The organism is Pantoea sp. GL120224-02 (assembly GCF_900215395.1).
GTDB classification, from domain to species: Bacteria; Pseudomonadota; Gammaproteobacteria; order Enterobacterales; family Enterobacteriaceae; genus Pantoea; species Pantoea communis.
Genome location: NZ_OBEC01000002.1, coordinates 134139 through 153841 on the forward strand (window position 1 = coordinate 134139; position 19703 = coordinate 153841).

Genomic DNA, 19703 nt, shown 5'->3' on the forward strand with positions numbered 1-19703 from the left:
GTCGCATCAGAGCACAGCGCGTGTTCAGACTGCAACCGCCACCAAAAAAGCAACATCCAGTGTTAAGTGAAGCGAAAAAAACGCTGGGTGGCTCCTGGTGTCAGGGTATTCCGGAGACCTGGCGGCAGTATAGGAGGATCACATTCTGATTACAATTCCCCTACAATCTCTTTGGTCACATTTAGGCTGAACAGTGATCCGACTCACGAATTTCACAATTCATACATTTTTAATTATCTGATTTGACAAAAGATCAACATTTCAGTTACAAACAAACGCATTAAAGCCCTATGATGCACAAAAGTTATGGGGATACACTTTCCCCTAAGCTCAAGTTATGTAACATTGCCTTTAGGAGCAACACAAAGCATCAGGTTATTGGTTACCAAGAAGTTATGTCGTGACAGGATCTTTAACATCCGCGCTGTTCAGCATGTCATGCCCGAACGCCACCGACTGGCCCTAATACATCTCCCTGTAACCCTGCACGACAAACGTTACCGCAGAGTGATACTGTGAAGATTGTGGTTTTATACAACATGAAGGCTATTCTGGTGTCTAAGATCCTTACCTACTAAGGCGCTATGGAGACGAAAAATGACAGATAAAAAAGTGACGCTAACCCTACAAGATAATGCTTCCGTTGAACTGGATGTGATGCAAGGTACGCTGGGACAAGACGTTGTTGATGTCCGCACACTTGGCAATCACGGCCTGTTCACTTTCGATCCCGGTTTCACCTCTACTGCGTCATGCGAATCTAAAATCACTTTTATTGATGGTGATGAAGGCATTCTGTTACACCGCGGCTTCCCGATTTCCGAACTGGCAACCCACTCCAACTACCTCGAAGTGTGTTACATCCTGCTGAATGGCGAAGCTCCGACCCAAGCCCAGTTTGAAGAATTCCGCACCACCGTTACCCGCCACACCATGATCCACGAGCAAATCACCCGACTGTTCCATGGCTTCCGCCGCGACTCGCATCCGATGGCGGTCATGTGTGGTGTCACTGGCGCCCTGGCGGCGTTCTATCACGACTCCTTAGACGTCAACATTGAACGTCACCGTGAAATCGCTGCCTTCCGCCTGCTGTCCAAAATGCCGACCATGGCAGCGATGTGCTACAAATATTCGATTGGCCAGCCGTTCGTTTACCCACGTAACGACCTGTCCTACGCAGGCAACTTCCTGCATATGATGTTCGCCACACCGTGTGAAGAGTACAAAGTGAACCCGGTGCTGGAACGCGCCATGGACCGTATTCTGATTCTGCATGCTGATCATGAGCAGAACGCCTCTACCTCAACCGTGCGTACCGCCGGTTCTTCTGGTGCAAACCCATTTGCCTGTATCGCTGCGGGTATCGCTTCACTGTGGGGACCGGCACACGGTGGCGCCAACGAAGCTACCCTGCGTATGCTGGAAGAGATCAGCACCGTTGAGCACATCCCAGAATTCGTACGTCGCGCGAAAGACAAAAACGATTCGTTCCGTCTGATGGGCTTCGGTCACCGTGTTTACAAAAACTATGACCCTCGCGCCACCGTGATGCGTGAAACCTGTCACGAAGTGCTGAATGAGTTGGGTATGAAAGATGACCTGCTGGAAGTGGCGATGGAGCTGGAACATATCGCGCTGAACGACCCGTACTTCATCGAGCGTAAACTCTATCCAAACGTCGATTTCTACTCTGGCATTATTCTGAAAGCGATGGGTATTCCTTCTTCCATGTTTACCGTTATTTTCGCGATGGCGCGTACCGTGGGTTGGATTGCACACTGGAAAGAGATGCACGACGAAGGCATGAAGATTGCGCGTCCACGTCAGCTGTACACCGGTTACACCGAGCGTCCATTTAACTCGGCGCTGAAAAAATAATCCACAGCTAAATGAGTGTGAAAGAAAGGCTGCCATTTCATTGAGATGGCAGCTTTTTTATTGATCGCATTATGGCGTCAAAACTGACATCCCGGGCACCAGTAAAATGGCCGCGACGATAGCGTGCCCTTCTCAATCAGCGTGCCGCAGCGCCGACATCTCTTGCCCTGGCGATGAAACACCTCAAAGCGAAACGCCGCATCGGCATGGTATTTCTTCATACTGCCGCGCATCTGATACGACAACCGTGGCACCGCCAGCATCGCCTCACTTAATGCATTGAGCTGTGCCTCAGTGAGATCCTGCGCCCGATGCGACGCCAGCAATCCGGCATGCCATAAAATCTCCACACGCAAATAGTTACCCAATCCCGCCAGAAAGGCCTGATCGAGTAACAATCCGCTGAACTGACGGCGACGAAAACGCGGCGATAGCAGCCGCTCACGCACCTCTGCCACCGTTAAAGTGGCATCGAGCACATCAGGCCCCACGCGCTGCAGAAAGGGATGTGCGCCGACGGTATCTGCATTGAGCAGTTCAATATCCGAAGCGCTATAGAGCAGGATGGTCTGTTCGGCGTTTGCCAGCCGTACGCGCAACTGCCGCGAAGTGTTGGGTTCAGTGCCGGTCGGCACCACACGCCACACGCCGTACAATTGATTATGGCTATAAAGAATTAAGCCATTCGAAAAATGCGTCAGCAGTGCTTTGCCACGTGTTTCAAAAGCCGTAATGGTTTCACCCATTAGTGCCGGTTCGTAGGTTTTCAGTTCAGGAAAGGCAAACCACACATCAGTGAGTGGCCTGCCTTCCATCGCCGCTGCCAGTTGATCCGCCGCACGGCGGATCTCCGGTCCTTCAGGCATAACGTCTCCTGTTAATGCGTCGATCCACCGACCACGCGGATGTCATTTTCAGTGCTCAGCATCACCTGCAACGAGGTTTCCAGCGCCAGGATCACGCTGGCCGTCGCCATACTGGCGACGCCGGGATGGTTCACCGCCTGTTCTGGCATATAGGGAATATGAATAAAGCCCCCGCGCGCCGGACTGTTGGTGGTCTTCAGCCAGTGCAACAGACTGTACATCACGTGGTTACAGGTAAATGTCCCGGCCGTTTGCGATACCGAGGCCGGCACACCCACTTCGCGCAGTGCTGCAACCATCGCTTTAATCGGTAAGGTGGAAAAATAGGCGGCAGGTCCATCCATCACGATGGGCTGGTCGATCGGCTGCTGCTGATCGTTGTCGGGAATACGCGCATCATCCACGTTGATCGCCACACGTTCGACGGTGATATCAACACGCCCACCGGCCTGGCCCACGCACAATACTCGGTCAGGTTGAATCTCATCCAGCGCTTGCGTTAGCACCTTTCCGCAGGTGGCAAACACCACGGGTAGCTGGCGCACCACAATTCGGGCTCCGGCAATCTCTTTACCGTCAAAACTGCGCACCGCTTCCCATGAAGGGTTAATGGTTTCGCCACCGAACGGCTCAAACGCCGTCATCAATACCGTTTTCATTGCGACCTCATAAGAACATCAGGAAGTAGAGCAGGAATACGTTTACCACCAACAGTAGCACACCGGTTGGCACCTGAGCCTTGATCACCCCGTTTCGATCCGGCAACTCCAGTAAGCGCGCGGGTACGATGTTGAAGTTCGCCGCCATCGGCGTCATCAAGGTGCCGCAATAGCCAGAAAACATGCCAATTGCCGCCATGACCGCCGGATTGCCGCCGTGTTGCAGCACCAGAATAGGAATCCCAATGCCAGCCGTCACTATCGGGAAGGCGGCAAACGCATTACCCATCACCATGGTCAGCAGCGCCATGCCAATCGCATACACCGCAACCGCAATCAGGCGATTGTCCACTGCCAGATACTGTTCAGTAAGATGTGAAATCGCAGTGCCGACGCCCGCGCTGGTGAATAACAGACCAAGCGTGGCAAGAATTTGCGGCAGAATAAATGCCCAACCCACTGCATCCAGCAGGCGGCGAGTTTCCTGCATCGACTGCAGCGGTTTTTCATGGGTGATTTGCAGCGCGATTATCCAGCCCAGCACGCAGCCGACCATCATCGAGAACAGGGTCACCAACGTTGAATGATTACCCGGGCCAAACACAGCATCTTGCAAGCCAGGGATGTTATTAAACGCCAGCACACCAATCACGGTGACCACCGGAATCGCCAGCGCGGGCAAAAACAGCTTATTACGCAAACGCTTCGCACTTTCGCGCTTCTGCTGATCGCTGCGCTGATGATAGCTGCCGAGGCGCACGCCGCCGAAACCGGCAATTAACGCCATCAACACCACCGCAATGCCGACGCCAATGTGCAGCATGCGTTTACCCGCAGCGGCATCGCCTGCCCACTGCCCCATTAGTTGATAAGCACCATCACCAATCAGGAACATCAGGCCATACAGCGCCCAGAATAAACCGGTCGTAAAGCGTCTTGGGTTAGCCGCATCACGCCAGGAGAGAACGGCGACCACCAGCAGGATCACCCCTGCCAGCCACATCAGATATTGTTGCTGAAACATTATTTCCCGCCTTTGGCGTGCAACGCCTGCTGATTAATGGCACCCAATTCACGCGCCAGCTGGCGGTCAAGGCGCACCAGTCGCGCCGAATGGATCAGGAAGGCACAGAGTGCGGTGGGAATACCCCACAAAGCGATATGCAGCGGCTCGGTGCTAATGCCTGCCGACTCCTGCATAAAGTTGTGCATGAAGATAATCGCGCCGAATGCGACAAAGATATCTTCACCAAAGAACAGCCCGACGTTATCGGTGGCTGCCGACATGGCGCGCAAGCGATGGCGCACTTCATCGGGCACTTCACCATAGCGGTTTTCTGTGGCGCCTTCTGCCATCGGTGCCAGCAGTGGACGCACCATCTGCGGATGACCTCCGAGGCTGGTTAAACCGAGTGCTGCGGTGATTTCACGCACGAACAGATAGACAATCAGCAAACGGCCCGCCGTCGCGGTTTTGATCTGCGCGATCCAGCTTTGTGCGCGCTCCTTCAAACCGTGGCGCTCCAGCAAACCGATCACGGCCAGCGGCAGCAGCAAAATCAGCGGCAAGTTGCGGGTGTTCAGGAAGCCGGAACCAAGTTTCTCCAGAATATCGGCCAGCGGCAGATGCGCGGCCAGGCCGGTCACAAAACCGGCAACAATCACCACCAGCACCGGGTTAAAGCGCAACACGAATCCCAGAACGATGGCGGCAATGCCGAGTAACGGCCAGAGATTGACCACGTTATCCATGTTTTTCCCCTCATCAGAAATAAAAAGCCCGATACAGATCGGGCGAGTTGTTATTTGTCATGCGCTGGTCACAGTAATTTGATGGTTAGCAAAAGCCGCACGCAACGTGCGCGCAAATTGCAGCGCGTGTGCACCATCGCCATGCAGACACACGGTTTCTGCATTCACCGGCACCCACTCCCCGCTGATACTCTTCACCTGACGCTGCTGCACCATAGTGAGCGTTTGCGCCAGCGCCTGCTCGGCTTCTTCAATCATCGCGCCTGGCTGGCTGCGCGGCACCAGTGCGCCGGTTGCCAGATAGCCACGGTCGGCGAACACCTCTTCCCGCGTGCGCAAGCCATGATGCGCAGCCGCCTTGATGGAAGCACTGCCCGCCAGACCGACCAGAATCAATGCGGGATCGATCGCTTTCACCGCGCGGGCAATCGCGTCGGCGAGCGTTGCGTCCGCCGCGGCCTGGTTGTACAGCATGCCGTGTGGCTTCACATGCACTAAACGCTCACCTTCACTTTCGGCGATGCTCTTCAGTGCGCCGATCTGATAGATCATCTGCGCATACACCGTTTCCGGTGGCAACTGCATCGCGGTGCGACCAAAATTTTCGCGATCCGGGAAGCTGGGATGGGCACCAATCGCCACACCCGAGGCTTTGGCCCAGCGCACCGATTGCAGCATGGTTTGCGCATCACCAGCGTGAAAACCACAGGCAATGTTGGCCGAACTCACCAGCGTCAGCAGTTCCTGATCGCTGGCGCTGCCTTCGCCGAGGTCAGCGTTAAGATCAATCTTCATGTGCAAGCCCCCAGGCAATTTGGTCAAAGGAGCGCTGTTGATGCTGCTTCGCCAGCAGCGCTTCTTCCAGAGTGCAATGGATAAAGTGAATCGGTTCGCCGAGTCGAATCTGCGCCAGTTGATACAGGTCAGCTTCGATAACACAGGCGATACGCGGATAACCGCCGGTAGTTTGCGCATCGGCCATGAGCACAATCGGTTGGCCATTAGGCGGCACCTGCACCACGCCGGGCACTAACCCATGTGACAACAAATCACGCGTGGCTTTACGCTGCAATTGACGCCCCTGCATGCGGTAACCCATACGATTGCTCTGCGGACTCAGCTTCCACGGGCTGCGCCAGAAACCTTCCTGCGCTTCGCGCGTGAACTCGTTATACTCCGGGCCCGGTAAAGCGCGAATGCGGTTGCCCCACAACAACTGACGAACGCCCGCTTTGCCTTTGAAGGTGCGGGAGGGTTTGCCCAACGGCAGCTGATCGCCATCCTGCAGCTTACGGCCCTGGAAACCGCCAAAAGCCGCTTTGAGATCGGTACTGTGTGAACCGAGCATCTCATCAATGGCGAAACCGCCATTGACCGCCAGATAACTGCGCATACCGCGCACCGGCATCGCCAGGGACAGCACCTGACCTTTTTTCACCGGCAGTCGCCAGCCAGTCCACACCGGTTTGCCATCCAGATCGGCATTACAGCCCGCCCCAGTGAGTGCAAACCAGCCGTCACGTTTGAATTCCGCTTTGAACTGGCCGAGCACAATCTCTAATACCGCGCTCTCTTCCGGGTTGCCCACCAGCATATTGGCGGTACGCATTGAGGGTTGATCCAGCGCTCCGCTGACGCTGATGCCATATTGCCGCCAGCCGGTACGGCCCTGATCCTGAATCGAGGTCATCAATCCGGCGCGTAGAATGTTTAACATACGCCCTCCTGTTGCGGCACAAAGCGCACGCTGTCACCGGGGCGCAGCAGTGTCGGCGGGTGTTGTAAGGGGTCAAACAGGCTGACGGGCGTATGGCCAATTAGCTGCCAACCGCCAGGTGCGGCCAATGGGTAGATACCCGTCTGACTGCCACCGATGCCGACTGATCCACTGGGAACGATAACTCGCGGTTCAGCACGGCGCGGCGTGTGCAGACGTTCATCCAAGCCGCCGAGATAGGGAAAACCAGGCTGGAAGCCGATGAAATAGACCACGTAATCAACACTGCTGTGCAGCTCGACGACCTGTTTTGGCGACAGGCTGGCCCCCTCAGCCACCACTTGCAGATCGGGGCCACCCGCGCCACCGTACACCACCGGAATCTCCACCCGACGTGATTCAGGAATCTGTTCCTCACTCTCTTCCCACCAGCGCTGAAGACGCTCAATGGCATCCAGCGCATTCAATTGCGGATCGCGCAGTAGCAGCGTCAGGTTATTCATCCCCGGAATCACTTCCTGAACCTGTTCATTGTGATGCAGGCGCTGGCACAGTCCCCAGATGCGCTGCTGGCTGGCGAGTGAAACGGGGGGGTCCAGCTCCAGCACCACCGCTCGCTCACCCAGTAGATAACAACGTGCTCGTTGCAAAACCCACCTCCCGGTCATGATTGGCGCGGACAAAAAATGTCCACAAATCGCTTTGCTTATAATGAAAGTCAATAAGTTATGCGAAAGTGACAGAGATGTGTCAACAGATTTGCGTCCTTAACGTGGGTTAAGGACGCGGAGAGAGAAAAATCAGGCAGGATTGTCGATATCAATAAAGGTTACGTCGAGGCCATAGCTCTGCGCCAGCCATTCGCCCAGCGCCTTGATACCAGCGCGCTCGGTGGCATGATGTCCGGCGGCGAAAAAGTGCAGACCTTGTTCACGTGCGCTGTGAATGGTTTGCTCAGAAACTTCGCCCGTGATAAATGCATCTACACCAAAAGCAGCCGCGCTATCGATAAATCCCTGTCCGCCGCCACTACACCAGGCGACGCGTTTGATCAGTGCCGGGGCATTATCACCACAGTGCAACGGTTTCCGGCCTAAACGTTCGGCGATTTTCGCTGCCAGCGCTTCACCGCTCAACGGTTCAGTCAATTCGCCCCACGGCACCAGCGGCTGAATTTCCCCTTTCACGTCAATATCAAATAACTTTGCCAGCTGTGCATTGTTGCCGAGCTGTGGATGTGCATCGAGCGGCAGGTGCCAGCCATACAGGTTGATATCATTGACCAGCAGCGTATGCAGACGCTGGCGTTTCATTCCTTTAATCAGCGGCGATTCGCTCTTCCAGAAATAACCGTGATGGACCAGGATAGCGTCAGCATTGCGCTTGACCGCTTCATCGAGCAGCGCCTGACACGCGGTCACGCCCGTGATGACAGTTTTCACTTCCGCGCGACCTTCCACCTGCAAACCATTAGGCGCATAGTCACTGAAGGCGCTGGTGTTCAGCTGCTGATTAACAATGTGTTCTAACTCGACATGATTCATTTAGTAGGGCTCCCTGACCGCCTCAGGCCGCGCTGCGCGCGCGCTCGAAGGCGTCTAGTGTCTTTTTACGTGCGTCCTTATGTTCCACGATTGGTGCGGGATAATCGAGTTTCTTATTATTTTTCTTCGCCCAAATCTGCGGTTGATGAATATCACTCTCCGGCACGTCTTTCAGCTCTGGCAGCCACTGGCGGATAAATTCGCCTTTTTCGTCGAAGCGTTCACCCTGAGTAGTGGGATTAAAAATACGGAAATAAGGTGCCGCATCGGTGCCGGTGGAAGCTGCCCACTGCCAGCCGCCGTTGTTGGCCGCCAGATCGCCATCGATCAATTGCTGCATGAAGTAGCGCTCACCTTCATGCCAGTCGATCAGCAGGTCTTTTACCAGAAAGCTGGCAACAATCATGCGCAGGCGATTGTGCATCCAGCCCAGTGTATTGAGTTGGCGCATTGCCGCATCGACGATGGGATAACCGGTTTTGCCCTGCTGCCAGGCCGTGAGATGTGCATCGTTTTTTTGCCACTGTACGTTATGCGTCCACTCCACAAACGGCTGGTGCTTACACAACGCCGGAAAGGCCACCATCAGATGACGGTAAAACTCGCGCCAGATCAGTTCATTCAGCCAGGTAAAGGCTTTACCTTCGTTCAGTGCATCTGGGTGTTCTTTCAGAATACGATGCAAACATTGGCGCGGAGACAGCACCCCAATCGCCAGATAAGGCGATAAGCGGCTGGTACCATCTAATGCCGGTAAATCGCGCACCTCGGGATAGTGCTGCACCGATTGTTTGCCGAAATGGCGCAATTGCTTCAGCGCTGCCTCTTCCCCAGCCGGAAATAGCGATGCATCGAAATCTTCCTGCGGATAATCAAAAGCAGGGATTTTCTTACCCGCACTGATCGGCGCATCACGGCGCGCTTTCGGTGCATGATGACACTCCGGTAACCCCTGATGCAGTCGACGGACAAAGGCGCGGCTGAACGGCGTGAAGACTTTAAACATGGTGTGATTGCCGGTCTGCACGCTGCCCGGCGGCAATAACAGGCTGTCATCAAAGCCCTGACAAATTACGCCCTGAGCATCGAGACGCTTTTCAGCTGCAGCATCACGTTCGCGCTCATTTATCTCGTACTGATAGTTGTAATAAAGCTCATCCACCTGATGCTGGTCGCAAAACTCACTCAGATAATCCACCGATGCGGCAAAGTCATCGCACTGATGGTAATGCAACGGAATACCTCGCTCGGCCAGTGAGTCTTGCAACGCACACAGATTCTGGTGAATAAAGGCCGCCTGCTTGGGTGCCATATGGTGTTGCTGCCACTGTTTAGGCGTGGCAATAAACAGCGCCAGCACCCTGGCATGGCTGTCGCGGCAAGCGGCAGCCAGCGCAGTGTTGTCATTGATGCGTAGATCGTTTCGCAACCAGACTAAGTGGGTGGTCATAATGCTCCGAAATTATTGTCCGTAGCGCAGACGCAGCGCTTCCGGGTAAGGATCAAAGTAACGTTGCTGCGCCAGCCACGGATGCGGATATTCCGCCATATAGTGTTTCAGCATGGTGATGGGAACCAACAGTGGCTGGACGCCAGTGCGATAACGATCGATTAGCTGCGCCAGTTCCTGGCGCTGTGGTGAGGACAACTGCGGGCGGAAGTAGCCCTGTACATGCATCAGCACATTGGTGTGATTACGGCGCGAAGCCTGGTGGGACATCAAATGCATCAGGCGAATCCGGTATTCAAAGGCGTAATCATCCAGCGAATCCCAATGTTCCATCGCCGCCACAAAACGCCCCATCTCGCGATACTCATCCTGCGCATGCGACAGCAGCAGCAACTTGTATCGACTATGGAAGGCGATCAGCTTGTGGCGGGTTAAACCGCTCCGCCACATTTCATTGAACTCATGCAGCGCATACACGCGCCCCATAAAGTTTTCGCGGATAGCATCATCATGTAAACGGCCATCTTCCTCTAAAGGCAGCCATGGCATCTCTTTTTGCAGAAAGGCAGTGAATACGCCGGTGCCCGCTTTGCGATTGTCATTGGTATCGGGCTGATAGACGCGCACGCGCTCAAGACCGCAGCTGGGTGATTTTGCGCAGAGAATATAGCCGCAAAGGTGATGCAGCGATTTCACACGATCGGCCGACCAGCGTTCCATCTCATCGGTCACCTCTTGCCCGCCATCTTTACTGAAACAAAGATGGATTTGATCATCCGACTCTTTGACCAGACGCAGTGCGGGACGCGGCGTGGGCAAGCCAATTGCCATTTCCGGACACACCGGTTCAAAGCGGATAAAGGGAGTCAGTTCTTCAGTTGCAAAAGCGAAACGCTTGTGGCCACCGTCAAAACGGACCTTATCCCCGAGCAGGCAAGCGCTGATACCGACAGGAATTTTTTCGCTCATACTTGCACAACCTCCAAATTCTTGTAGAGGTTTAAGTGTAGCTGAAACGGCGAGGGATAACAGCGGGTAACCGGGGAATACAGACAAAGTTTAGAATAAAAAAACCCGGCGCTTGATTGAAGCTGCCGGGTTCTTAGAGAGCCAAGAGAGCACTTACCAGTGGATGCTGCCTATCGCTTCTGTCTGCGCCAGCCAGACTGGCTTGGTGCTGGTCTTACACCAGACGCGGTGCAGATAGCTATAGAAACGGGCACGATCCTGGCGGAACAGCATCACGGGCAAGGCAAGTATGCCGACCAATACCGCCAGAAAACGGCGCAACACGATTTTATAGAGTGGATATGCCTGATACATGATTGCCTCCTGGGGTAATTTTTGCGTTGAAATGTGATCTGCCTCAGATATTACGCCTGGTTGTGTAATTTTACTACTCATCCGACCACTAATTTTGGTCTTTTTTTGTGCTTTACGGCTTAAGCTGAAAGTAAGTTACATAATTGTAAACGTAGGGATCTCGCAAGGTTACAAACATCATGACGGACGCGGTGACCAATTCTTGATAAAGTGCCGTGTTAACTTTACCTGTGGCAGGAGTCAGCGTGACGACCATCTTGATTGTTGAAGATGAAAAAGAGATTCGCCGTTTCGTGCGCCTGGCGCTGGAAAGCGAAGGTTTGAAAATTGTGGAAGCGGAGCAATTACAGCGCGGGCTGATTGAAGCAGCGACACGAAAGCCGGATTTAGTGATCCTCGATCTTGGGCTGCCGGATGGTGACGGCAACGACTTTATCCGTGAAGTGCGCCAGTGGAGCAGCATGCCGGTGATTGTGCTATCTGCGCGCAGTGATGAGCAGGACAAAATCGATGCACTGGATGCCGGTGCAGATGATTATCTGACTAAGCCGTTTGGTATCGGCGAGTTACTGGCCCGCGTGCGCGTGGCGTTACGTCGCCATCAAAGCAGCCAGCCTGAGCCGATCGTGAAATTTGGGGAAGTGAGTGTCGATCTGGCTGCGCGCCGCGTGCTGCGTAATGAACAGGAAATTCACCTGACGCCCACCGAGTTTCGCCTGCTGAGTTTGTTGCTGAACAATGCCGGGAAGGTTCTGACGCAACGTCAGTTGTTGAATCAGGTGTGGGGGCCGAATGCGGTGGAGCACAGCCACTATCTGCGCATTTATATGGGACATCTTCGTCAGAAGCTGGAAAGCAATCCCACCCAACCCAGCCATCTGCTGACCGAAACCGGTATCGGCTATCGGTTTATGCCATAAAAAAACGACCCATGTTGTCACATGGGTCGTTCCATAGAAAACGCGTGAAAAGGCGCACATAGCGCGCCTCGACGTTTAATTACGCGTTTTTCAGCACTTCGCTAACAATCTCTACAGCCTCTTTCTCGATCTGCTGGCGATGCTCAGCACCAAGGAAGCTTTCACAGTAGATTTTGTAAGCATCTTCCGTGCCTGACGGACGCGCAGCAAACCAGCCGTTTTCGGTCATCACTTTCAGACCACCGATTGACGCGCCGTTGCCCGGTGCAGCGGTCAGACGTGCAGTAATCGGATCGCCCGCCAGCGTATCAGCACTCACCATTTCCGGTGACAGCTTAGACAGTGCCGCTTTTTGCGCTGAGGTCGCCGGCGCCTGCAGACGGTTATAGCTTGGCGCGCCGAAGCGTGCTGCCAGTTCGTCATAGTGCTGCTGCGGGTTCTTGCCGGTCACCGCAGTGATTTCGGCTGCCAGCAGGCACAGGATGATGCCGTCTTTATCGGTTGACCAGGCGGAACCATCGAAGCGCAGGAAGGAAGCACCCGCGCTCTCTTCGCCGCCGAAACCGAAGCTGCCATCAAACAGGCCATCAACAAACCATTTGAAACCAACCGGCACTTCAACCAGCTTGCGACCAATGTCATTGACCACACGGTCAATCATTGCGCTTGAGACCAGGGTTTTACCCACAGCAACATCTTTGCCCCACTGCGGGCGATGCTGGAACAGGTAATTGATGGCCACGGCCAGATAATGGTTCGGGTTCATCAGGCCCGCAGGCGTGACGATGCCGTGACGGTCGTAATCCGGGTCGTTACCGAACGCCAGATCGAACTTATCTTTGTACGCCAGCAGACCCGCCATCGCGCACTCAGACGAACAGTCCATACGCACCACGCCATCTTTATCCAGATGCATGAAACGGAAGGTCTGATCGACCGCATCATTAACAATGGTCAGATCCAACTTATAGTGCTCAGCAATACGCTGCCAGTAAGCGATACCGGAGCCACCTAATGGATCAACGCCGATTTTCAGGCCCGCTTTCTGGATTGCCGGGAAGTCAATGACTTCAGCCAGACCTTCAACATAGGGCTGAATCAGATCCTGCTCAACGATATGGCCGCTTGCCCAGGCCTGATCCAGCGGCAGACGTTTCACGTCTTTCAGTTCGCCTTTGATCAGCTGGTTAGCGCGATCTTCCACCACCTTGGTGACGTTGGTATCAGCCGGACCGCCGTTTGGCGGGTTGTACTTGATGCCACCATCTTCTGGCGGGTTGTGTGAAGGCGTGATGACGATACCGTCCGCCTGCGCGCCACCGCGTTTGTTGTGTTCCAGAATGGCGTTGGAGATCGCCGGCGTTGGCGTGTAGCCATTATCCTGCTGCACGATCACATCTACACCGTTCGCCGCCAGCACTTCCAGCACCGACAGAATCGCCGGCTCAGACAGTGCGTGAGTATCTTTACCCACGTAGCACGGACCGGTGATGCCATTCTTTTTGCGCTCTTCTGCGATGGCTTGCGCAATCGCCAGAATGTGCACTTCATTGAAGCTTTGGCGTCCCGCGCTGCCGCGGTGGCCAGAAGTGCCAAATTTCACCGCATGGTCCGGGTTAGCCGTATCGGGCTTCAGGACGTAATACTGCGAGGTTAATTGTGCAACGTTAATCAAATCGCTCTGCTGGGCAGGCTGCCCGGCACGGGGGTGATTGGCCATTGACGCTTCTCCCTGACGCTTCAGTTTAAATGGTGCCGCGAACTTTCTCTGTCAGTTCCTGTGGGAACTGCATAGCCAGCATGATGTGTTCCACCATGCTGCATTTGCGGCCTGTATTGGTATTGGTGATCACCCAGTACGGTGTGCCGGGAACGTGCTTCGGCTTAGTATGGGTGCCATTTTGCAGCAGTGTGTGCTCGTCACCCGCAAAATAGACGCGAGTGCGGCCCTGCAGCGAGGCAGTGGCTTCAGCAAAGGCTGCTGGATCAAGACGATAGAGCGTTGACAGTACCAGCATAAAGCGATTAACCGCCTTATTCTGCTCAGCATACTCATCAGAGAGCAGCAGTTCACGCACGGCGCGTACGCGATCCTGAGGACGCGCTTCGCTGCGCACTGGCTGCGCTTCCTTGACCGAAGCCGAAGCCGCAGCGACAGGTGCAGTCGGTGCGGTCTGGCCCGCGGTAAACTTCAGCATGCGGCGCAAAATATCGGAGGCGCTTTCACCAATGTGCTGCGTGTGGCTGGCAATATAACGGTAGAGTTCTTCGTCAACTTCAATCGTTTTCATCTTATTCCGTACAATTCTGGCAAATGACAGAACCACGCATTATTGCAACGGCCTTAGCAAAATCGAGCTGTGCAAAACGTGAGCGGGCTCTAACATAAGGATTATAAAGTTAAATCCGTGGCAGCCGATAGCGCTGGCGTCGTTTCAGGGCAAAAGTCGGAATATGCCCTAATGCCTGGCCGGCTGGCTCCTGGACAGGTGAATCCATGATACCCTAAGCCAAGGTCACAACCGTAAGAACTTTAGCCATGATTTTGAACGCCCGTCTGCAAACTGAACAATCTCCCCCTGAAGCGTCCCCGATTCTGTTAATTCATGGCCTGTTTGGCAGCCTGGATAACCTTGGCGTGCTGGCACGCGGCGTACGGGATGCTCGCCCCACGCTACAAGTGGACGTACGCAACCATGGTTTATCTGAGCGCAGTGAGGTGATGAATTATCACGCCATGGCGCAAGATATCGTGGAGACGCTGGATGCACACCAGATTGAACGCGCTGGCGTGATAGGCCACTCGATGGGCGGTAAGATCGCCATGGCATTGAGCGCAGTGGCCCCCGAACGTATTGAGAAGATGGTGCTGATCGATATCGCGCCCGTGGATTACCAAACCCGCCGCCACGATGAAATCTTTGCCGGTATTCGCGCCGTCACCGCCGCGGGTGTAACGCGTCGTAGCGAAGCGGCCGAGGTGATGCGTCAACATGTCACTGAAGAGGGGGTGATTCAGTTTATCCTCAAGTCCTTTGTCGAGGGTGAATGGCGCTTTAACGTGCCGGTGCTGTGGGACAACTACACCACGATTTCTGGCTGGGAAGAAGTTCCCGCCTGGCCACATCCCGCATTGTTTATCCGCGGTGGCGATTCTCCTTACCTCGACAATCAGCACCGCGATGCACTGCTGCGTCAGTTCCCGCAGGCACACGCACACGTGATTAGCGGGGCCGGTCATTGGGTACATGCTGAAAAACCTGATGCGGTTTTGCGCGCAGTTCGTCGCTTTTTTAACCTGTAAAAGCAAAAGCTTGCCGTATGCGGTTTAGGGTTGGCGTCGCGGATGGTGCTGGAGTATGATGTCGCGCTAAAAATTTGCCGCGGATGATTTTTTCGCCGTGGTCGGGCCGATAATGTATAAATCGCGCAGCGCCTTTCCGCCGTTCGCGCCCACTCAGTTTCACAAATCATGGCAAAAGAACAGACAGACCGTACCACGCTTGATCTTTTTGCAAACGAGCGGCGTCCTGGTCGACCCAAAACCAGCCTGCTGACACGTGACGAACAGTTGCGTATCAACAAACGTAACCAGCTCAAGCGCGATAAAGTGCGAGGGCTGCGTCGTGTTGAGCTGAAAATGTCCAGCGAAGCGGTTGACGCCCTGAACACGCTGGCCGAGCAACAAAACATCAGCCGCAGCGAATTGATTGAACAAATGCTGCTGGCGCAACTCAAACTGTCTTAGCGCGCTGACCGCACGCAGGAACACAAAGTTCAAGCTTTACTCGTTCCGCCCTTTTCAACGGTCTGCTATCATTCGCTAACATGTGCAGTCAATTGACTTACTTTCACAATCAGGCTTTAAGAGGTTACTTAACCCATGGCAATCGTAGGCATTTTCTTCGGCAGCGATACCGGCAACACTGAAAACATTGCAAAAATGATCCAGAAACAACTGGGTAAAGATGTCGCCGAAGTGCATGACATTGCTAAGAGCACTAAAGAAGATCTCGCAGCGTTCGACATCCTGCTGCTGGGCATTCCTACCTGGTATTACGGCGAAGCACAGTGTGACTGGGATGACTTCTTCCCTACGCTGGAAGAGATCGACTTTAATGGCAAACTGGTGGCGCTGTTTGGTTGTGGCGACCAGGAAGACTACGCAGAATATTTCTGTGATGCGATGGGCACGATTCGCGACATCATTGAGCCAAATGGCGCGGTGATTGTGGGCCACTGGCCGACTGAGGGCTATCATTTTGAAGCCTCAAAAGGTCTGGCCGATGACAAACACTTCCTCGGCCTGGCGATTGACGAAGACCGTCAACCTGAGCTGACCAATGAACGTGTTGATGCCTGGGTGAAACAGATTTTTGATGAGCTGCAGTTAAAAGAGATCATTGAAGCCTGATGCCTCGCCTCCCCAATGTGAGCGCTGGCTCACATTGGGACAAAGGAATTTCCTATAAAAATAATAGCTACGGTTTTTTAACTTTTCCCCGCAAATCTGTAGAATACCCGCAATGGTCATCCGCTTATTCCTCTGATTGTTGACTGAGGCTGAGTGAAATGGAAACCCAAACCACACCGTTCCGCGCTGACGTAGGCGATGTTTAACCTTACGACTTTTGTTGATTTGCGCGATACCCCGGTTTTCATTTCACTGCTTGAGTTCTATAATGAGACGCAAATGAGAATACGCGTGACCTAAACATTCAAGGCCCCTGCGCCGTAAGTGACATGCAAAGTAACAGGACAATATCCGAATGACTGACAACAACTCCGCATTGAAGAAGGCTGGCCTGAAAGTCACTCTCCCAAGATTGAAAATTTTGGAAGTGCTTCAGGGACCGGGCCCCGAGTCCCATCACGTCAGTGCGGAAGATTTGTATAAGCGCCTGATCGATATGGGCGAAGAGATTGGCCTGGCAACGGTATATCGCGTTCTTAACCAGTTTGATGACGCGGGTATCGTCACCCGTCATAACTTCGAAGGCGGCAAATCCGTATTCGAACTGACTCAGCAGCATCACCATGACCACTTGATCTGCCTGGATTGTGGCAAAGTGATCGAATTCAGCGATGAATCAATCGAAACGCGTCAGCGTGAGATTGCCACTCGCCATGGCATTAAACTCAGTAACCACAGCCTGTATTTGTACGGCCACTGTGCACTGGGAGACTGCCGCGAAGACGAGACGCTCCACGATAAGTAATTGAGTGTGCTATGCAATATAAAAAAACCGGTGCTGGTCACCGGTTTTTTTATGCCTGTTATCAAGCGATAAAGGTCTCGTGGAGGTAGCGCCAGCGAGGAATGGTGGTGCTGCAATCCAGCACAGCCAAAGAGATGCGCGTTTGATGGGTGCCGTTCAACATCTGCAGTTCACGATACTGAATCGTCACTTCCTGGCTCTGTTGAGAAATGATGGCATGCTCACTGGTGGCAATGCGCAGCCCTTCCCGCTGACCGTGCAGTTTGCGAAACAGCACTTCGGTCTCATTCAGATCCAGCTGCTTACCCAGCGGCGTCACCATTTTGAAATCCGGGTGAAAGTGTGACAAAAGCAGTTCCATGCTGTCATCACTGCCTTCTACCTGGTTAAAAACACGTTCAATAAGCTGATGTAATACCACCACACTATGCTTAGCTTCCAGGGCGAGACTTGTCATTTTTTTTCCTTTGATAACCCGCAGAGCTCTATTTAAAGCGCATAGCCTACCTGAAATACAATTTTTCACACTCGCAAATGGGTTAATTTTGCTAAAGTCAGAATTCTCGCAAAATAGACAACAAGCTCAGCTTCCGGCCTTCAGCATAATTGATTGCCCGTGGCGAATTACAGGCAATAAAAAAGGGCGATTGCTCGCCCTTTCATGATCATATTGTGCTATCGACGAAAGATATTACTCGCCAATCTTCGCGAAAGTATCGCGCAGTCCAACCGTGCGGTTAAACACCAATTTACCCGGCTGTGAGTAGACGCTATCGGCACAGAAATAACCTTCACGTTCAAACTGATAAGCTGCGGTAGTGGCCGCTTCACGCAAACCAGACTCCACGAAGCCCTGTTTGATCTCCAGCGAGTTCGGGTTAATGGTGGTGAGGAAATCCTCAGCCGCCGCGGGGTTTGGCACGCTGAACAGACGGTCGTAAAGACGGAACTCAGCTGGCAGTCCATGAATGGCGGAAACCCAGTGGATCACACCTTTCACTTTGCGACCATCCGCCGGATCCTTGCTCAGGGTGTCAACATCACAAGTGGCATAGATGCAGGTAATGTTACCCTCTTCGTCTTTCGCCACACGCTCAGCACGAATCACATAAGCATTGCGCAGACGCACTTCTTTGCCCAGAACCAAACGTTTGTACTGTTTGTTGGCTTCTTCACGGAAGTCAGCGCGATCGATCCACACTTCACGGCTGAACGACACTTCACGCGTGCCCATCTCCGGCTTGTTTGGATGATTAGGCATGGTCAGCGTTTCTTCGTGGCCGGCGGGCAGGTTTTCGATCACCACTTTCAACGGGTCAAGTACCGCCATCGCGCGTGGTGCGTTCTCATTGAGATCGTCACGAATACAGGATTCCAGTGACGCCATCTCAACGATGTTGTCCTGTTTAGTCACGCCGATGCGGCGGCAGAACTCACGAATTGAAGCTGCGCTGTAACCACGACGGCGCAGGCCTGAAACGGTCAGCATGCGCGGATCATCCCAGCCTTCCACCACTTTCTCGGTGACCAGCTGCGTCAGCTTACGCTTCGACGTCACCGCGTATTCCAGATTCAGACGCGAGAATTCGTACTGGCGCGGATGCTGTGGAATGGTGATGTTGTCCAGCACCCAATCGTACAGACGACGGTTGTCCTGGAACTCCAGCGTACACAGTGAGTGCGTAATGCCTTCGATCGCATCCGAAATGCAGTGGGTAAAGTCGTACATCGGGTAGATGCACCACTTATCACCGGTCTGATGATGATCGGCAAACTTAATGCGGTATAGCACCGGATCGCGCATCACGATAAAGCTGGAAGCCATGTCGATTTTGGCACGCAGACAAGCTTTACCTTCCTCGAAACCGCCATCACGCATTTTCTGGAACAGCGCGAGGTTCTCTTCCACGCTGCGGTCGCGGTACGGGCTGTTTTTACCCGGCGCAGTCAGGGTGCCGCGATATTCACGGATCTCTTCCGCAGACAACTCATCAACGTAAGCCAGACCTTTATTGATCAGCTCAACGGCGTAGTTAAACAGTTGGTCGAAATAGTCTGAGGAGTAACGAATGTTGCCGCTCCACTCAAAGCCCAGCCATTGCACGTCACGCTTGATGGATTCAACGAACTCCAGGTCTTCTTTCACCGGGTTAGTATCGTCAAAACGCAGGTTGCACTGTCCTTGATAATCTTGGGCGATACCAAAGTTCAGGCAGATAGATTTCGCATGGCCAATATGCAGATAACCATTGGGCTCAGGCGGGAAACGGGTATGCACACTGCTGTGCTTACCGCTCGCCAAGTCTTCGTCGATGATCTGACGAATAAAGTTCGTTGGGCGGGCTTCAGCCTCACTCATCTCAAAATCCTCA

General features: G+C 53.7%; 21 protein-coding genes. 6 read left to right on the forward strand and 15 right to left on the reverse strand.

Annotation, left to right across the window (positions count from 1 at the left end; all coding sequences use genetic code 11):
• Positions 1-597 precede the first annotated feature (597 nt).
• On the forward strand, positions 598-1881 hold the full coding sequence (locus CRO33_RS05500) for a citrate synthase (RefSeq protein ID WP_034829145.1): 1284 nt from the start codon (positions 598-600) through the stop codon (positions 1879-1881).
• 77 nt (positions 1882-1958) lie between these two features.
• Here the strand turns inward: CRO33_RS05500 and nei are convergent, their stop codons facing one another.
• The 11 genes from nei to CRO33_RS05555 form a co-directional block, all read right to left on the reverse strand.
• Positions 1959-2747 (reverse strand): endonuclease VIII, encoded by a 789-nt coding sequence (gene nei / locus CRO33_RS05505; protein ID WP_097117417.1) that lies wholly within the window; start codon positions 2745-2747, stop codon positions 1959-1961.
• A gap of 11 nt (positions 2748-2758) precedes the next feature.
• Complete coding sequence (gene pcp, locus CRO33_RS05510; RefSeq protein ID WP_058962137.1) at positions 2759-3406, reverse strand: pyroglutamyl-peptidase I; 648 nt, start codon at positions 3404-3406, stop codon at positions 2759-2761.
• A gap of 7 nt (positions 3407-3413) precedes the next feature.
• Positions 3414-4430, reverse strand: a complete 1017-nt coding sequence (locus CRO33_RS05515) for a DUF979 domain-containing protein (protein WP_097117418.1) — start codon at positions 4428-4430, stop codon at positions 3414-3416.
• Positions 4430-5158, reverse strand: a complete 729-nt coding sequence (locus CRO33_RS05520; RefSeq protein ID WP_034829137.1) for a DUF969 domain-containing protein — start codon at positions 5156-5158, stop codon at positions 4430-4432. The genes CRO33_RS05515 and CRO33_RS05520 overlap by 1 nt, the downstream gene beginning before the upstream one ends.
• Positions 5159-5215: 57 nt before the next feature.
• A complete protein-coding gene (gene pxpA / locus CRO33_RS05525) occupies positions 5216-5953 on the reverse strand; it encodes a 5-oxoprolinase subunit PxpA (protein WP_097117419.1) in 738 nt (245 codons plus the stop codon).
• Positions 5943-6875, reverse strand: coding sequence for a 5-oxoprolinase subunit PxpC (pxpC, locus tag CRO33_RS05530; RefSeq protein WP_038648230.1), 933 nt, complete (start codon positions 6873-6875; stop codon positions 5943-5945). The genes pxpA and pxpC overlap by 11 nt, the downstream gene beginning before the upstream one ends.
• A complete protein-coding gene (gene pxpB, locus CRO33_RS05535; protein ID WP_097117420.1) occupies positions 6869-7525 on the reverse strand; it encodes a 5-oxoprolinase subunit PxpB in 657 nt (218 codons plus the stop codon). Before pxpB ends, pxpC begins: the two co-directional genes overlap by 7 nt.
• Positions 7526-7675: 150 nt before the next feature.
• Positions 7676-8419 (reverse strand): type 2 GTP cyclohydrolase I, encoded by a 744-nt coding sequence (locus tag CRO33_RS05540; protein WP_097117421.1) that lies wholly within the window; start codon positions 8417-8419, stop codon positions 7676-7678.
• 22 nt (positions 8420-8441) lie between these two features.
• The gene (phrB, locus tag CRO33_RS05545; RefSeq protein WP_097117422.1) at positions 8442-9869 is read right to left on the reverse strand and encodes a deoxyribodipyrimidine photo-lyase; all 1428 of its coding nucleotides are present in this window, start codon (positions 9867-9869) and stop codon (positions 8442-8444) included.
• A gap of 12 nt (positions 9870-9881) precedes the next feature.
• Positions 9882-10838, reverse strand: a complete 957-nt coding sequence (locus CRO33_RS05550) for a YbgA family protein (RefSeq protein WP_097117423.1) — start codon at positions 10836-10838, stop codon at positions 9882-9884.
• A 153-nt stretch (positions 10839-10991) separates the two neighbouring features.
• A complete protein-coding gene (locus CRO33_RS05555) occupies positions 10992-11192 on the reverse strand; it encodes a YbfA family protein (protein WP_058962143.1) in 201 nt (66 codons plus the stop codon).
• Between the two features lie 245 nt (positions 11193-11437).
• On the opposite strand from CRO33_RS05555, the gene kdpE reads away from it, so the two are divergent.
• Positions 11438-12112, forward strand: a complete 675-nt coding sequence (gene kdpE, locus CRO33_RS05560; RefSeq protein ID WP_034829121.1) for a two-component system response regulator KdpE — start codon at positions 11438-11440, stop codon at positions 12110-12112.
• Positions 12113-12191: 79 nt separating this feature from the next.
• Here the strand turns inward: kdpE and pgm are convergent, their stop codons facing one another.
• Positions 12192-13832, reverse strand: a complete 1641-nt coding sequence (pgm, locus tag CRO33_RS05565; protein WP_097117424.1) for a phosphoglucomutase (alpha-D-glucose-1,6-bisphosphate-dependent) — start codon at positions 13830-13832, stop codon at positions 12192-12194.
• Between the two features lie 25 nt (positions 13833-13857).
• On the reverse strand, positions 13858-14403 hold the full coding sequence (gene seqA, locus CRO33_RS05570; protein WP_058962146.1) for a replication initiation negative regulator SeqA: 546 nt from the start codon (positions 14401-14403) through the stop codon (positions 13858-13860).
• Between the two features lie 248 nt (positions 14404-14651).
• Here seqA and ybfF point away from each other — a divergent pair, with 248 nt between their 5' ends.
• The 4 genes from ybfF (at position 14652) to fur (ending at position 17331) form a co-directional block, all read left to right on the forward strand.
• The gene (gene ybfF / locus CRO33_RS05575) at positions 14652-15416 is read left to right on the forward strand and encodes an esterase (protein ID WP_097117425.1); all 765 of its coding nucleotides are present in this window, start codon (positions 14652-14654) and stop codon (positions 15414-15416) included.
• Between the two features lie 168 nt (positions 15417-15584).
• The gene (gene ybfE / locus CRO33_RS05580) at positions 15585-15860 is read left to right on the forward strand and encodes a LexA regulated protein (RefSeq protein WP_097117426.1); all 276 of its coding nucleotides are present in this window, start codon (positions 15585-15587) and stop codon (positions 15858-15860) included.
• Positions 15861-15995: 135 nt separating this feature from the next.
• Positions 15996-16526 carry a flavodoxin FldA gene (gene fldA / locus CRO33_RS05585; RefSeq protein ID WP_034829111.1) on the forward strand — a complete coding sequence of 177 codons (531 nt, stop codon included), beginning with the start codon at positions 15996-15998 and terminating at the stop codon, positions 16524-16526.
• 355 nt (positions 16527-16881) lie between these two features.
• A complete protein-coding gene (fur, locus tag CRO33_RS05590; RefSeq protein ID WP_058962149.1) occupies positions 16882-17331 on the forward strand; it encodes a ferric iron uptake transcriptional regulator in 450 nt (149 codons plus the stop codon).
• A gap of 61 nt (positions 17332-17392) precedes the next feature.
• Here fur and CRO33_RS05595 read toward each other — a convergent pair whose 3' ends face one another.
• Positions 17393-17788, reverse strand: coding sequence for a hypothetical protein (locus CRO33_RS05595; protein WP_038648263.1), 396 nt, complete (start codon positions 17786-17788; stop codon positions 17393-17395).
• A gap of 234 nt (positions 17789-18022) precedes the next feature.
• Positions 18023-19690 (reverse strand): glutamine--tRNA ligase, encoded by a 1668-nt coding sequence (gene glnS / locus CRO33_RS05600; RefSeq protein ID WP_097117427.1) that lies wholly within the window; start codon positions 19688-19690, stop codon positions 18023-18025.
• Between the last annotated feature and the right edge of the window lie 13 nt (positions 19691-19703).

Coding starts and splice junctions, on each gene's coding strand:
- CRO33_RS05500 (WP_034829145.1), top strand. CDS start 598: ATGACAGATAAAAAAGTGACGCTAACCCTACAAGATAATGCTTCCGTT.
- nei (WP_097117417.1), bottom strand. CDS start 2,747: ATGCCTGAAGGACCGGAGATCCGCCGTGCGGCGGATCAACTGGCAGCG.
- pcp (WP_058962137.1), bottom strand. CDS start 3,406: ATGAAAACGGTATTGATGACGGCGTTTGAGCCGTTCGGTGGCGAAACC.
- CRO33_RS05515 (WP_097117418.1), bottom strand. CDS start 4,430: ATGTTTCAGCAACAATATCTGATGTGGCTGGCAGGGGTGATCCTGCTG.
- CRO33_RS05520 (WP_034829137.1), bottom strand. CDS start 5,158: ATGGATAACGTGGTCAATCTCTGGCCGTTACTCGGCATTGCCGCCATC.
- pxpA (WP_097117419.1), bottom strand. CDS start 5,953: ATGAAGATTGATCTTAACGCTGACCTCGGCGAAGGCAGCGCCAGCGAT.
- pxpC (WP_038648230.1), bottom strand. CDS start 6,875: ATGTTAAACATTCTACGCGCCGGATTGATGACCTCGATTCAGGATCAG.
- CRO33_RS05540 (WP_097117421.1), bottom strand. CDS start 8,419: ATGAATCATGTCGAGTTAGAACACATTGTTAATCAGCAGCTGAACACC.
- phrB (WP_097117422.1), bottom strand. CDS start 9,869: ATGACCACCCACTTAGTCTGGTTGCGAAACGATCTACGCATCAATGAC.
- CRO33_RS05550 (WP_097117423.1), bottom strand. CDS start 10,838: ATGAGCGAAAAAATTCCTGTCGGTATCAGCGCTTGCCTGCTCGGGGAT.
- CRO33_RS05555 (WP_058962143.1), bottom strand. CDS start 11,192: ATGTATCAGGCATATCCACTCTATAAAATCGTGTTGCGCCGTTTTCTG.
- pgm (WP_097117424.1), bottom strand. CDS start 13,832: ATGGCCAATCACCCCCGTGCCGGGCAGCCTGCCCAGCAGAGCGATTTG.
- seqA (WP_058962146.1), bottom strand. CDS start 14,403: ATGAAAACGATTGAAGTTGACGAAGAACTCTACCGTTATATTGCCAGC.
- ybfF (WP_097117425.1), top strand. CDS start 14,652: ATGATTTTGAACGCCCGTCTGCAAACTGAACAATCTCCCCCTGAAGCG.
- ybfE (WP_097117426.1), top strand. CDS start 15,585: ATGGCAAAAGAACAGACAGACCGTACCACGCTTGATCTTTTTGCAAAC.
- fldA (WP_034829111.1), top strand. CDS start 15,996: ATGGCAATCGTAGGCATTTTCTTCGGCAGCGATACCGGCAACACTGAA.
- fur (WP_058962149.1), top strand. CDS start 16,882: ATGACTGACAACAACTCCGCATTGAAGAAGGCTGGCCTGAAAGTCACT.
- CRO33_RS05595 (WP_038648263.1), bottom strand. CDS start 17,788: ATGACAAGTCTCGCCCTGGAAGCTAAGCATAGTGTGGTGGTATTACAT.
- glnS (WP_097117427.1), bottom strand. CDS start 19,690: ATGAGTGAGGCTGAAGCCCGCCCAACGAACTTTATTCGTCAGATCATC.